The following is a 12,872-nucleotide window of genomic DNA, read 5'->3' on the forward strand; positions in this document are numbered from 1 at the left end:
TTTTGCTGCAACCAAAGCGGAAAAAGCTTTTGGTTTCCGCGGCAATCGGGTTTATTTAACGTAGGCCGGTGCAAGGAAACAAACCTTGATCATTTTACAAGCCCCTTGTTCCTTAAACCCGACAGGAGCGAACACGCAGTGCAACGGAGTAAAGCGGATGGCGGGACAACAGTACCTATGAAAAACTGACATTCGTTTTCTAATTATGGTGCTTGTATTGGAGATAAGTCAAGTTTCTTGGCAATGTGCATATTTAAACTTGATATCTTTGATATTGGGAAATGTACGGACTGGTTCTTTTGGCTTCTTTAGTCGCGCTCTTTGCTGCAACCAAAGCAGAAAAAGCTTTTGGTTTCCGCGGCAATCGGGTTTATTTAACGTAGGCCGGCGCAAGGAAACAAACCTTTTATCATCTTACAAGCCCCTTGTTCCTTAAACCCAACAGGAGCGAACACGCAGTGCAAAGGAGTAAAGCGGATGGCGGGACAACAGTATCTATGAAAAACTGACATTCGTTTTCTGGCTATGGTACTTGTATTGGAGAGAAGTCAGTTTTCTTGGCGATGTGCTTGTGAAACCTGATTTCTTACACATAAAATGCTCATCGGTTTGTAAAAGCTAAGGATATATTATTAAGTTCGTATTTATTCAATTAAGTTTGAACATAAAATACCTAAAATGAAGTTCAGAAACCTACTTTTAATCTTATTACTAGCCCTTACTTTCCAGGTAAAAGCACAACAGCCAACTTTGTTGCCCCAATTTACTTTTTACCGCCTGGACGGGAAAGCTTTTTCTAATACCGATATTAAACAAGGCAAAAAGAATCTCTTTATACTATTCGATTGTACCTGCGAGCATTGCCAGCGCGAAAGCAAAATCCTGAATACTAATTATGCTAAGTTTAAGGATGTAAATATTTATATGATTACCATGGATGAAGGTTATATCATTCCGCAGTTTTTCGATTCCTATGCCAAAGGTTTAAATGCGAAACCTAACGTACTCGTATTACAGGATAAAAAACGCATGTTTATTCCAACATTTTTACCGAAACAATACCCTTCCATGTATTTATACTCACCTGCAGGTAAATTATTAATGTACCAATCGGGCGATGGAGGCATTAATAAGCTCATGAAGGTTGTGAATAAATAATCATTTTTTTAACCACAGATGTACCCTAAGCATAGATTCCCTGCTTTTTAGCTGTGGTTAATCATCATTTATAGCTGAACAACCTTACCTGATAATCAATACAGGAATATTTACCTTGTGCCTAACCGAATCTACTGTAGTGCCGAATATTAGGTCTTTTAAACCCTTATGTCCGTGCGCCCCCATCACAAGAAGTTCTATTTCATGCTGGTTACTGATACCGGCAATGGCTTTGCCCGTACTGCCAAATCCGATGAAAGGGGTAGAGTCGTAACCCAGATCTTCGAGATTGGCGCGGTATTTTTCGAGGTTTTCGGCATCGCTTTTCGTCTCATGGTCCATTACGTCCTTTCCAAGGTACCGCGCAGCAGCCGTTTCTACCACATGGATCAGGTAATAATGGGCGTCTTTACCTCCCTGGATTAAGGCATGACGGATGGTGTTTTTATCGTTTTTAGAAAAATCGACAGCAATACCGATCCGTTTATAATTAATTTTATCAATTTTACCGATATCCAGGGCATTTCCATGAGGTACAAGTTGCCGCCAGGTTTCTTTTTTCCGCTCTAATAAAGGATGGAAAAAAATGTAAAGTAATAGCAGTACGATCAGGATCAGCACAGGTAGTACAATTACGTAAATCCACCAGTTGTTTGCTTCTTTTGCCCAACCGCTTATTTCTTCAATTACCAGTTTTACATTAAGCGCAATAATGGTGATGGCACTTGCCCAGGCCAATACCTTTACCCATGGTTTGATCGCAAAATCTTTCATCAGTTTTTTATCTGAGGTAAAATGGATCAGTGGGATAATGGCAAAACCCAGTTGCAGGCTCAACACCACCTGGCTTAATACCAATAATCCGCCAAGGGCATCGTCTCCATAATGAAGAATAGTAAAAAATGCAGGGATAACGGCCAATAAACGGGTAATTAAGCGGCGCAACCAAGGCTGAATTCTTAAATTGATATGCCCTTCCATAATAATCTGTCCGGCTAAGGTTCCCGTTACTGTAGAGCTCTGTCCGGCAGCAATTAGTGCAATGGCAAAAAGGGTTGGGGCTACATGGCCGAAAATATTCGAAAGTAGTTTATGCGCATCCTGAATTTCAGCCACCTCGTGCAGGCCGTTTTTATAGAAAGCTGCTGCAGCGAGGATCAATATCGCCGCGTTAACAAAAAAAGCAAGGTTTAACGCTACCGTAGTATCAATCAGGTTAAATTTTAGGGCTTCTTTTATCCCTTTGTTGCTCCGTTCAATCTTTCTCGTTTGCACCAGGGATGAATGAAGGTATAGGTTATGTGGCATTACAGTTGCCCCGATAATCCCGATGGCAATATAAAGGGCATCACCATTTAATATTGAAGGCTCAAATCCTTTGGCGATTTCTTTTATAGAAGGTTCTACAATAAACATTTCGACTAAAAAGGAAATCCCGACAATAAAAACCATCGAAACAATAAAGCCCTCCATAGCCCGCATTCCCTTATTTAATAAGAACAGCAGTAAAATGGTATCGAAAATCGTAATAGAGATGCCCCAGATCAGCGGCAATCCAAATAGGAGCTGTAAACCGATGGCCATTCCAATGATTTCGGCCAGATCGCAGGCAATAATCGCTGTTTGTGCCAATACAAATAACGGGATGTTTGCCCAGCGTGGATAAGCCTGTTTTGAGGCCTGGGCTAAATCCAGCCCACGTACAATGCCCAAACGGGCACTTAGCGATTGTAAAAGCAGTGCTATGAGGTTCGACATGAGTAAAACCCATATCAATTGGTACCCGAATTTACTGCCGCCGGCCAGATCGGTGGCCCAATTGCCCGGATCCATGTAGCCTACACTGATTAAATAAGCTGGTCCGATAAAGGCTAAAATCCTTCTCCAACCCTTACGTTTATCTGTATTTACACTCTGATGTACTTCACTTAACGATTCAGTTTTTGCCATCGCTGCTGATTAAAATGTGTTTTGCAACTTCTCTACTAATATTTATCTGTTTATCGGATAATCTGATTTCTACTGAACCATCGAAATCGGTAATATCACTGATGTGGATCTGTTTGCCCAATGTAAGCCCCAGCTTTTCCAAATGTTTTAAAAATGCCGAGCTGTGCTGGCTAACGCCGGTAATGGTACCAGAATCGCCCATTTTTAATTCGATCAGTTTTATAAACTGGGTTTTGGCAAATCTTCCGTTTTTATCTGGGATTGGGTCGCCATGAGGGTCTGCTTTTGGAAAACCCAAAAACTCATCCAACCTTTCAATGAGCTCAATTGATTTAATATGTTCTAATTCTTCGGCCACATCATGTACTTCATCCCACTTAAAGTTTAATTTGTTTACCAAAAAAACTTCCCATAACCTATGTTTACGTACAATATCAATTGCAGTATTTTTTCCGGTCTCCGTTAAAGTTACGCCCTGGTATTTTATATAATCAACCAAACCTTTATCTGCTAACTTTTTGATCATGTCGGTAACCGACGCCGGTTTGGTTTGCATCTGCTCGGCAATGGCATTGGTTTGTACATTGGTTGTTTTCTCGGCGAGATGATAAATCGTCTTCAGATAGTTCTCTTCCGTATAACTTTGCATTTATGTTTATCTAATTAAATTTTTAGGTAAATCTAAAAATTTTTATTTAAAATATATATGATAAATTATGTTAAAATTTAGAATATAATTTGGTTATGTTTGTAATCTCAAATACCTTTAACACCTTATGGCATCTGAATTAGATAAAATTGACTTTAAAATTTTAAGAATCCTTCAAGAAAACGGAAGAATTACCAATTTGCTTTTGTCTCAAGAAATAGGTTTATCGCCTGCTCCAACATTAGAGCGTGTACGCAAACTGGAAATGGCAGGATATATCAAAAGTTATCACGCCTTAGTAGACGAAGAAAAATTGGGATTAGGGATCAAGACTTTTATCCAGATCCAGCTCGATTTTCATAAAAACAATACCATCCAGATCTTTTTGGACGAGGTTAACCAGATCAAGGAAATTACAGAATGCCACCACGTAACCGGACAGGCAGACTTTCTGTTAAAGGTATATGTGAAAGACATTAAGGCTTACGAAAGGCTGATTATGGATAAGATCAGTAAAATTTCGGTGGTTAAAACTTTCCAGACCATGATGATCATGTCGACAACCAAAAAAGAGCCTATTGTACCGTTAGAATATTAGACTTAAGTATTTTAATATAGGATGTTGCGATGATAAGCCACGCCAGGCCGTCATTTCGAGCGGAGTGCAACGCAGTCGGGAAATCTGTTTAGATAGATCTCTCGATTTCGCTATGCTTCAGTCGAGATGACGACTGTTTATATAAAACTGTAGGTAGTATTTATTTAGGTATCCTTTTTTACTATAAAGGTAGCAAGTCCAATCCTGAAATGAATTCAGGGTGACGGATCTAGTCATGTTAATTGATTTTGCTATTCAATATCATTTCATTAATAATTTCCGAGATTTCCCTCGCATTTTGGTAAACCATAAAGTGTGTTCCTCTTTGGATCACGAAATCGGGTTTTGACTTTTTGGAATAGAGGATTTTGTCATTCGTACCGTGGATGTGGAAAATTCTTTCCGGTTTAACCTTATTCTCCCAGCTTAATATACTTCCTATGGCCCATTTCAATAAATAGGGATCTGTATCCTTAATAATTTTGCCCAGCAATGTTTCCTCACTGCTGGACCGTGTGCCGAAATAATAATTCTGAGTGAATTTATTCGATGATTTTAAAAGCTTGGCCGGAATCAATTTTAACAGGCCAAGTTTCCCCGCCAGGCGGTATATTGCTGGCAGATGGGTACTTAACATGGTACTCGAAATAATTATGGTTGTTAAAGGGTTTAATACTTTGGCTATTTCAACTGCAATCATTCCACCAAAGGATACTCCAATCAGTGCGAAAGGTTGTGACTGATCGATCATTTTACTTAACCTTCTGGCATAAGCAGCCAGCGATTCATTTTTAACCGGATCAATCCAATCGATATGAATGATATTGATTTTTTCATTGAGTTTAAGCTTTGAAAAAATCCTTTTATCCGCACCTAATCCACTGATAAAATAAGCATTCATTATGCCGGCAGGTTCCAGTCGATAGGTTTTAAGTTGTTTTGCACCAAAAGCTGGTTGGCTTTTGAAAAGTGTTTAGAACCAAAAAAACCATTATAGGCAGAAAATGGCGATGGATGCGCAGCAGTAAGTACATAATGTTTTTTTTGATCAATTAATGTCGCCTTTTGCTGTGCGTATTTACCCCACAACAAGAAAACAATGTGTTCGCGTTTTTGAGATAATGCTTTAATAATTTCATCTGTAAAAATTTCCCAGCCGCGGTTTTGGTGCGATCCGGCCTCTGAAGCACGAACCGTTAATGTTGCGTTCAGCAACAATACACCCTGCTCAGCCCAGTGGGTTAAATGACCATGATTTGGTGATTTAAAACCTTCAATATCGCTTTCTAATTCTTTATAAATATTTTTTAATGAAGGCGGAACTGCCACACCACGCTGTACCGAAAACGATAATCCATGTGCCTGGCCTGCACCATGATAAGGATCCTGGCCTAATATCACCACCTTAACCTTATCAAAAGGAGTAGTGTTTAATGCATTAAAAATGTCTGCGCCCTTTGGATAAACCGTTACACCCTTGTTTTTCTCTTCCAATAAAAATGACTTTAGGCTTTTCATGTAGTCTTTTTCAAATTCTTCCTCTAAAACGGCTAACCAACCTGGTTCTAATGCTGCAGACATAATAAATAATTGATGTAAGATGTATTAAATGTAAAAATGTAAAATGGATTTCGAGTGTGTTTGTAAATAAATTTTTATTAATGGTTTGATAGATTATGGTTAATGGCTTGTACAGTTAGCATAAACCAACAGGCCATCAACTACTGAACCATTAGACTATCAACAAGAACCAAAAAAACACTCAAAAAGTTTAAGACTTCTTCTTGTATATTGCTAATAAATCACCTTCAAGGCTTGTTTTTGGACCTTCGATAATCCTGCCAAGTTCTTTTCCCTTTTTATCTAAAACAATAAATGTAGGCACCCTCAAAACGTCAAGACCATCTAAAATGCCATTTTCAGCTTTTTTATTACCATCAACTGCAATAATTTCGACGTTTTTTTCCTTAAAATGTAGCGCATCCAAAATTTTAAAGAAGTTCGGAACATTTGCCTTACTGTCGCCACACCAGGTGCCTAAAACAATTTTGATCTTCTCATTTTTAACCAGTTTTTTAAGTTCGATCATTGTAGCGGCATCGGGTATATAAGCAGCGTAAAGCGGATCGTACATTTCCTTAAATTCAGGAAATGTGGTAATTCCCTCGCGCGTGCAGGCATTAATCAGGATATCTTTATTATGAACCTGATCGTGGATTTTTTTATTTACTTCTTGTGCAGACACGTTCATGGCAAGTACAATTAGGGTTATAGATAATAGAATTTTCATATCGGTAAACTGTTTTTTTTGAGCTTTGTAATTTTTAATGAAATTATTGTTTTAAAATCTAATTTCTGCCATTTAAACACGATATTTGCAAAAAAAATATTAGAATAAAATTTATGCCAAATATTATCAGATTAATTGCGGGGTTTGCTTTACTCGGTGGCGCAGTAGCTTTATTTGTTTTCGGTTTCTGGCCTTGGGGCATTATTGCCATTTTATTGGGAATAATTGTACTTGTAACTTATTTCTTTAATGAGAACATGCTGTTGGCACAATGGTTCCTCAGAAAGGATAACATGCCTAAGGCAAAAAAGTTTTTGGATCGGATAACCAATTACGAAACTCAATTGATCAAAGTTCAGCACGGTTACTATAATTTATTAATCGGTTTAATTGAAAGTAGAACAGCACCAATGCAAAGTGAAAAATATTTCAAAAAATCACTTGCTTTAGGGATGCAGATGGACCATAATGTGGCATTGGCAAAATTAAGTTTGGCCGGTATTGCCATGGCTAAACGTAACAAACGCGAAGCAACCATGTACCTTGCAGAAGCTAAAAAAGCAGATAAAAACAAATTATTAGCGGATCAGATCAAACAGATGAAAGACCAGATGGGCATGATGGACAAGCAACAGCAGGTTCGTTACCGATAAATTTTAAAGCCATTTCTTAACCGGAATGGCTTTATTGTTTCAGCTCAGTTTTGTTTGTTTGAAATTGCAGCTTATAAATTGCTATTTTTATGGATAACTTAACTTTTAAATATTCATGAAAAAAGTACCTTATTTACCCATGCTGGCTTTCTTGGCCATTCTTGGTGCCTGCCACAACAAAAAGGAGGCTGAAGAAAGCAATGGAAGTTTTTCCCCGGCAAATCCTTTTTTTAAAGTAAGCGAACTTGCCTTTCATGCCCCAGCTTTTGATAAAATTAAAAATGGCGATTTTAAACCGGCCCTTGAAGAAGGCATGAAGCAACAAATGGATGAAATCCGGAAAATTGCTGAACAGGCTGATGCACCTAGTTTTGAAAATACCATTTTGGCCATCGAAAAAAGCGGACAGCTTCTGAGCCGGACAAGTATGGTTTTTAACCTGCTCACGGGTGCCAATACAAATCCCGAACTGCAAAAAATTAAAGAAGAAGAAGCACCTAAGTTAACGGCAAATAGCGATGCCATTTATTTAAACACCAAACTTTTTAACCGGGTAGAAAACCTCTATAAACAAAAAGATCAGCTAAAACTTGATGCCGAATCGCTGCGTTTACTGGAGTATTATTACCAGAAATTTGAACTGGCAGGAGCGAAGTTATCTGATGCCGACAAAGCCAGGCTTAAAGAGCTGAATAAAGAAGAAGCTACATTGAGCGCAAAGTTTACTGCACAGTTACAGGCAGCAGGTAAAGGCCTTAAAAATACGACCCAACAGCCCGAACTGCAATCAATGAGCGATCGCGCCAAAAGGGAAGAACTTTTTAAAAAGTCGTGGAACAGGGCAGAAAAAGGCGATGCGAATGATACCCGTAAAATAATCTCAAGAATTGCGCAAATCCGTTCTGCCCAGGCTGCATTGCTTGGCTTTAAAAATTATGCCGCTTGGAAACTGCAGAATCAGATGGCCAAAACACCGGAAGCTGTAGAAGATTTTTTTAAGAAAGTTATTCCACCTGCTACAGCTAAAGCAAAAAGCGAAGCAGCAGATATACAGGCTGTAATCGATCAGCAAAAAGGGGGCTTTAAACTCGAGCCATGGGACTGGGATTTTTATGCCGAACAGGTTCGTAAAGCAAAATTCGATTTGGATGAAAACGAGGTTAAACCCTATTTTGAGTTAAATAAGGTGCTTGTTAACGGCGTTTTTTATGCTGCAACGCAGCTTTACGGCATAACTTTTAAAGAGCGTAAAGATTTACCTGTTTACCAGGAAGATGTTCGTGTTTTTGATGTGATAGACAAAGATGGGAAACAGCTGGGCCTGTTTTATTGCGATTACTACAAGCGCGATAACAAAGACGGTGGTGCATGGATGGACAACCTTGTTCCTCAATCTAAGCTGTTCGGCACTATACCGGTAATTTATAATGTCTGCAATTTTGCCAAACCCGAAGCCGGGAAACCTGCATTAATTAGTTTTGATGATGTGACAACCATGTTCCATGAATTTGGACATGGCTTACATGGATTGTTTGCCAACCAGCAATATCCGAGTTTATCGGGAACGAACGTAGCCCGTGATTATGTGGAATTTCCTTCCCAGTTTAATGAGCATTGGGCTTCCGATCCAAAAATATTAAAGAATTACGCCCTACATTACCAGACAGGTGCCCAGATGCCACAGGCTTTATTGGAAAAGATTAAAAAGGCAAGTTCATTTAATCAAGGCTATATTTTTACTGAGGCTTTGGCAGCAGCCGATCTGGATATGCAATGGCATACCATTTCTCCGGGTTTACCCTTGCAGGATGTAGACAAATTTGAAGCAGAAGCTTTAAAGAAAACCCATTTAAACTTATCGTACGTGCCACCACGTTATCGTTCCAGCTATTTTTTGCATATCTGGAGTAATGGCTATGCCGCTGGTTATTATGCCTACAGCTGGACTTCGATGCTTGAAAATGATGCTTTTTCGTGGTTCCAGGAGAATGGAGGATTAACCAGGGCAAATGGCCAACGGTTTAGGGATATGATTTTATCTAAGGGAAATACCGAAGATCTTGGTAAGATGTTTTTTGATTTCAGGGGGCATCATCCTGATATTAAACCCATGCTTAAAAAGCGCGGATTATTATAAACAGAGCAGTATAGAGTACAAAGGGCAGTTAACAATTGGCCTTTGTACTATAATACCTGATTCACGTTCTGAAATTATGGCTTTAAATCCCATCTCTACCGATAAACCGTTCTTTACCCAGGAGAAACTGGATAGCCTTCTTTATATTCCGGTCTACCGATTCTTCGGTTTTAAGATTAGCAATGTAGCGTATAATTTCCTTTTGCAAATAAGGGGCAAGACCATCAAATACATCCTTGGCTTGTTTATTTTCTGCTAGTGCCTGTACAAATTTAGGATTTGCACTTATTGTTCGTTCTTCAGTATCAAATTCAATTTCGAAAGTTGCAGTATCGCCAACATCTTTTCCTGCCGCTTTTCGCATAGGTGTGTTCAGATATAAACGCCAGGCACCGGCATATTTAACCAAGGTTTGTTTAAACGCGTAACCGTCTATTTTCATGCTGACCGGAAGTTGTCCCCTGTCTCTTCCGGATTGATGGAAAACAGCGTTCAGCACATCCTCTGGTATAAATACAAAAGGATTAATACCTATAATTTTAATCTCGGCCTTAAAAGCTTCCGGTTTTTTGATATCCATTCATTAAAGATATTGCCTTTGATCAAAACTCCATAATTTTTGAGCAATAAATCAAACGCTATAATTAGCTGTTGCCCCTCCATTCAGGGCCTTTTGCCAGAAAGTTAAAACCAAATTCAATTTTCCTTTGTAGTTGATATAAACATATTATATCATGGCAACATCACAAGAAGGAAGTACGAACAATACTCAGGAAGAAAATAACATTAAAGATCTGGGTGGCAAAGCAGCCATCGAAAAACTTAAAGAATTGGCGGAAAAAGCGGAAAGTTGTTTTTTTTGCACGAATATTAAAACCGGAGTTCCATTATCAGTACGGCCAATGGCTATTCAGCAGGTTGATGATGAAGGCAATATTTGGTTTATGAGCATGAAAGACAGCCATAAAAATGATGAAATTTCTGCCGATCCCTTTACACATTTGCTATTTCAGGCAGGTGCGCATTCAGGTTTTGTAAACATTTATGGTATTTCGGAAATCAGCAGGGATCAAAATAAGATCGACGAACTTTGGAGTCCGTTTATTAAAACCTGGTTTCAGGGAGGGAAAGACGACCCAAACCTCACACTGATTAAAGTGATCCCATCTGAAGGGTATTACTGGGATACCAAACACGGTACCGCTGTTGCATTTTTAAAAATGGCGGCATCCGTAATTACCGGGAAAACCATGGATGATTCTGTAGAAGGAGCTTTAAACGTTGATTAGTTGGCTCAAGTGTTTAAATCGGTTAACCGTTTAAAGCGGTTAACTGGTTAATCGTTAAATTAACTGCAAACTGAAAATTGATACTGACAATTGACTACTTGTCTCCTAAATAATCGAATCCTTCAAATTCTTCTCTTTGTGCCCTTTTGCTTAAGATATCATCTTCTTCGGTTTCTTTTCTGGAGAAAAATAAAGCTTCTGCCTGGATTCTTTTGATCAACTGGCGTACTAGGGTTAAATCGAAGGCATCCTTGCTTAATTTGATGCAGTATTCTCTTTCGTTGATTTCTAAACTTGACGTATTCATAGTGTATTATTTAACTGTCGGTGAGTGTAAATATAGAAAAGGCCTGCTAAACAATTGTTAGCAAGCCTTTTAAGTTTTTGTTATGTTTATGTTAACACCAAAATGGTGTTTTATACGTTCAACTTTCTATTTCTGTGATAAAAACAGGCCATCGTCAGTTTTAGCTACTTTTAAAATACCCTTACCAGTTAACGATTTCAGTGTGGTATCCCATTTTTTATTGCTCCAGTCGGCCAATTTGGCTTTTACGTCTGCTAAAAGATAGTGCTCATCTTCAGCAACCAGCGAATATAGTTCGGTTTCTTCTGGTGTTAATTCTATTCTCTTTTTCTCCGGGCGCATCTGCGGGAAGAATAAAACCTCTTGAATGGTACTTTGATTGGTCATCAACATTACCAAACGGTCAATACCGATACCTAAACCAGAAGTAGGGGGCATACCATATTCCAAAGCACGCACAAAATCCTCATCCATGGCCATTGCTTCGTCATCACCGCGTGCTGCCAGCTTCAATTGATCCTCTAAACGTTCTTTCTGATCAATCGGATCATTTAATTCTGAATACGCATTGGCGATTTCCTTTCCATTAACAAATAACTCAAAACGTTCCACTAAACCTTCTGCATTGCGGTGTTTTTTAGCCAATGGGGTCATTTCAATTGGATAATCGGTAATGTATGTTGGCTGGATTAAATTGGCCTCTACCTTCGCTCCGAAAATCTCGTCAATTAGTTTGCCACGGCCCATGGTCGAGTCGATTTCAATGCCTAAATCTTTGCAGGTTTGGGCAATTTCATCTTCGGTCATGGTCGAAACATCAATGCCTGTATATTTTTGGATCGATTCGTACATGGTCAGTTTCTCGTAAGGCCCTTCGAAATTAATTTCGTTATTGCCTACTTTTACTATGGCTGAGCCGGTTGTGGCAACAGCCACTTTCTCCAGGCATTCTTCTACCATAGCCATCATCCAGATATAATCTTTATAGGCTACGTAGATTTCCATTGAAGTAAACTCAGGGTTGTGCGTACGGTCCATCCCTTCATTACGGAACATTTTACCGAACTCATAAACACCGTCGAAACCGGCAACGATTAACCTTTTCAGGTAAAGCTCGTTGGCAATACGGAGGTAAAGCGGCATATCAAGGGTGTTGTGGTGCGTAGCAAACGGACGTGCGGCAGCGCCACCATGAATAGGCTGCAGGATAGGGGTTTCTACCTCCATCCAGCCCTGGTTATCAAAATAACTGCGCATGGTATTGATCACCTTGCTGCGTTTGATGAAAATCTGCTTATAATCAGGGTTTACTGTTAAATCTACGTAACGCATGCGGTAGCGTAGCTCTGGGTTGGTAAAACCATCATAAACGTTTCCTTCATCATCACGTTTAACAATCGGCAGCGGACGTAATGATTTAGCTAAAACTTTAAATTCAGTAACGTGAATAGATATTTCGCCGGTTTGCGTAGTAAAAACATAACCTTTTACACCAATAAAATCGCCGATGTCTAATAGCTTCTTAAATACCGTATTGTAAAGGGTTTTATCATCACCAGGACAAAGTTCGTCTCTTTTTAAATAAATCTGGATACGACCGGTTGAATCCTGTAATTCAGCAAAAGATGCGGCACCCATTATATTGCGTCCCATTATACGGCCGGCTAAACTAACGGTCTTATAAGCGGTTTTATCTTTTTCGTAATTGGCTAAAATATCTGCAGCAGTTACGTTAATTTCGTAAGCTTCTGCTGGGTAAGGCTCAATGCCCAATTGGCGTAATTGTTTTAACGACTCACGTCGTAATTGCTCTTGTTCTGATAATCCTATACTCATTTCGG

13 protein-coding genes are annotated in these 12,872 nt (G+C 39.1%); 5 read left to right on the forward strand and 8 right to left on the reverse strand.

Annotation, left to right across the window (positions count from 1 at the left end):
• Nucleotides 1–678: 678 nt before the first annotated feature.
• A complete protein-coding gene (locus GGQ60_RS02340; protein WP_183759785.1) occupies nucleotides 679–1,158 on the forward strand; it encodes a TlpA family protein disulfide reductase in 480 nt (159 codons plus the stop codon).
• An 84-nt stretch (nucleotides 1,159–1,242) separates the two neighbouring features.
• Here GGQ60_RS02340 and GGQ60_RS02345 read toward each other — a convergent pair whose 3' ends face one another.
• A complete protein-coding gene (locus tag GGQ60_RS02345) occupies nucleotides 1,243–3,108 on the reverse strand; it encodes an Nramp family divalent metal transporter (protein WP_183759786.1) in 1,866 nt (621 codons plus the stop codon).
• Nucleotides 3,095–3,757, reverse strand: coding sequence for a metal-dependent transcriptional regulator (locus GGQ60_RS02350; protein ID WP_183759787.1), 663 nt, complete (start codon nucleotides 3,755–3,757; stop codon nucleotides 3,095–3,097). The genes GGQ60_RS02345 and GGQ60_RS02350 overlap by 14 nt, the downstream gene beginning before the upstream one ends.
• Before the next feature lie 127 nt (nucleotides 3,758–3,884).
• Here GGQ60_RS02350 and GGQ60_RS02355 point away from each other — a divergent pair, with 127 nt between their 5' ends.
• On the forward strand, nucleotides 3,885–4,355 hold the full coding sequence (locus GGQ60_RS02355) for an Lrp/AsnC family transcriptional regulator (protein WP_025142637.1): 471 nt from the start codon (nucleotides 3,885–3,887) through the stop codon (nucleotides 4,353–4,355).
• A gap of 238 nt (nucleotides 4,356–4,593) precedes the next feature.
• Here the strand turns inward: GGQ60_RS02355 and GGQ60_RS02360 are convergent, their stop codons facing one another.
• The 3 genes from GGQ60_RS02360 to GGQ60_RS02370 all read right to left on the reverse strand — a co-directional run bounded on the left by GGQ60_RS02360 (nucleotide 4,594) and on the right by GGQ60_RS02370 (nucleotide 6,645).
• Nucleotides 4,594–5,256: an alpha/beta fold hydrolase gene (locus GGQ60_RS02360; protein ID WP_183759788.1), complete on the reverse strand. Its 663-nt coding sequence runs from the start codon at nucleotides 5,254–5,256 to the stop codon at nucleotides 4,594–4,596.
• Nucleotides 5,256–5,936, reverse strand: coding sequence for a uracil-DNA glycosylase (gene ung, locus GGQ60_RS02365; RefSeq protein ID WP_183759789.1), 681 nt, complete (start codon nucleotides 5,934–5,936; stop codon nucleotides 5,256–5,258). The genes GGQ60_RS02360 and ung overlap by 1 nt, the downstream gene beginning before the upstream one ends.
• 190 nt (nucleotides 5,937–6,126) lie before the next feature.
• The gene (locus tag GGQ60_RS02370) at nucleotides 6,127–6,645 is read right to left on the reverse strand and encodes a thioredoxin family protein (protein ID WP_183759790.1); all 519 of its coding nucleotides are present in this window, start codon (nucleotides 6,643–6,645) and stop codon (nucleotides 6,127–6,129) included.
• Between the two features lie 113 nt (nucleotides 6,646–6,758).
• Here GGQ60_RS02370 and GGQ60_RS02375 point away from each other — a divergent pair, with 113 nt between their 5' ends.
• Both GGQ60_RS02375 and GGQ60_RS02380 read left to right on the forward strand, forming a co-directional pair.
• Complete coding sequence (locus GGQ60_RS02375; RefSeq protein ID WP_183759791.1) at nucleotides 6,759–7,298, forward strand: DUF2892 domain-containing protein; 540 nt, start codon at nucleotides 6,759–6,761, stop codon at nucleotides 7,296–7,298.
• Between the two features lie 115 nt (nucleotides 7,299–7,413).
• The gene (locus tag GGQ60_RS02380) at nucleotides 7,414–9,435 is read left to right on the forward strand and encodes a M3 family metallopeptidase (RefSeq protein WP_183759792.1); all 2,022 of its coding nucleotides are present in this window, start codon (nucleotides 7,414–7,416) and stop codon (nucleotides 9,433–9,435) included.
• Between the two features lie 82 nt (nucleotides 9,436–9,517).
• Here GGQ60_RS02380 and GGQ60_RS02385 read toward each other — a convergent pair whose 3' ends face one another.
• Nucleotides 9,518–10,015, reverse strand: coding sequence for a YdeI/OmpD-associated family protein (locus tag GGQ60_RS02385; protein WP_183759793.1), 498 nt, complete (start codon nucleotides 10,013–10,015; stop codon nucleotides 9,518–9,520).
• Nucleotides 10,016–10,169: 154 nt separating this feature from the next.
• Here GGQ60_RS02385 and GGQ60_RS02390 point away from each other — a divergent pair, with 154 nt between their 5' ends.
• On the forward strand, nucleotides 10,170–10,724 hold the full coding sequence (locus tag GGQ60_RS02390; protein ID WP_183759794.1) for a pyridoxamine 5'-phosphate oxidase family protein: 555 nt from the start codon (nucleotides 10,170–10,172) through the stop codon (nucleotides 10,722–10,724).
• Between the two features lie 94 nt (nucleotides 10,725–10,818).
• Here the strand turns inward: GGQ60_RS02390 and GGQ60_RS02395 are convergent, their stop codons facing one another.
• Complete coding sequence (locus GGQ60_RS02395) at nucleotides 10,819–11,031, reverse strand: hypothetical protein (RefSeq protein WP_183759795.1); 213 nt, start codon at nucleotides 11,029–11,031, stop codon at nucleotides 10,819–10,821.
• Between the two features lie 126 nt (nucleotides 11,032–11,157).
• Nucleotides 11,158–12,867 (reverse strand): lysine--tRNA ligase, encoded by a 1,710-nt coding sequence (gene lysS, locus GGQ60_RS02400; RefSeq protein ID WP_183759796.1) that lies wholly within the window; start codon nucleotides 12,865–12,867, stop codon nucleotides 11,158–11,160.
• Nucleotides 12,868–12,872 lie beyond the last annotated feature (5 nt).

It is taken from the genome of Pedobacter zeae, assembly GCF_014196715.1.
GTDB lineage: Bacteria > Bacteroidota > Bacteroidia > Sphingobacteriales > Sphingobacteriaceae > Pedobacter > Pedobacter zeae.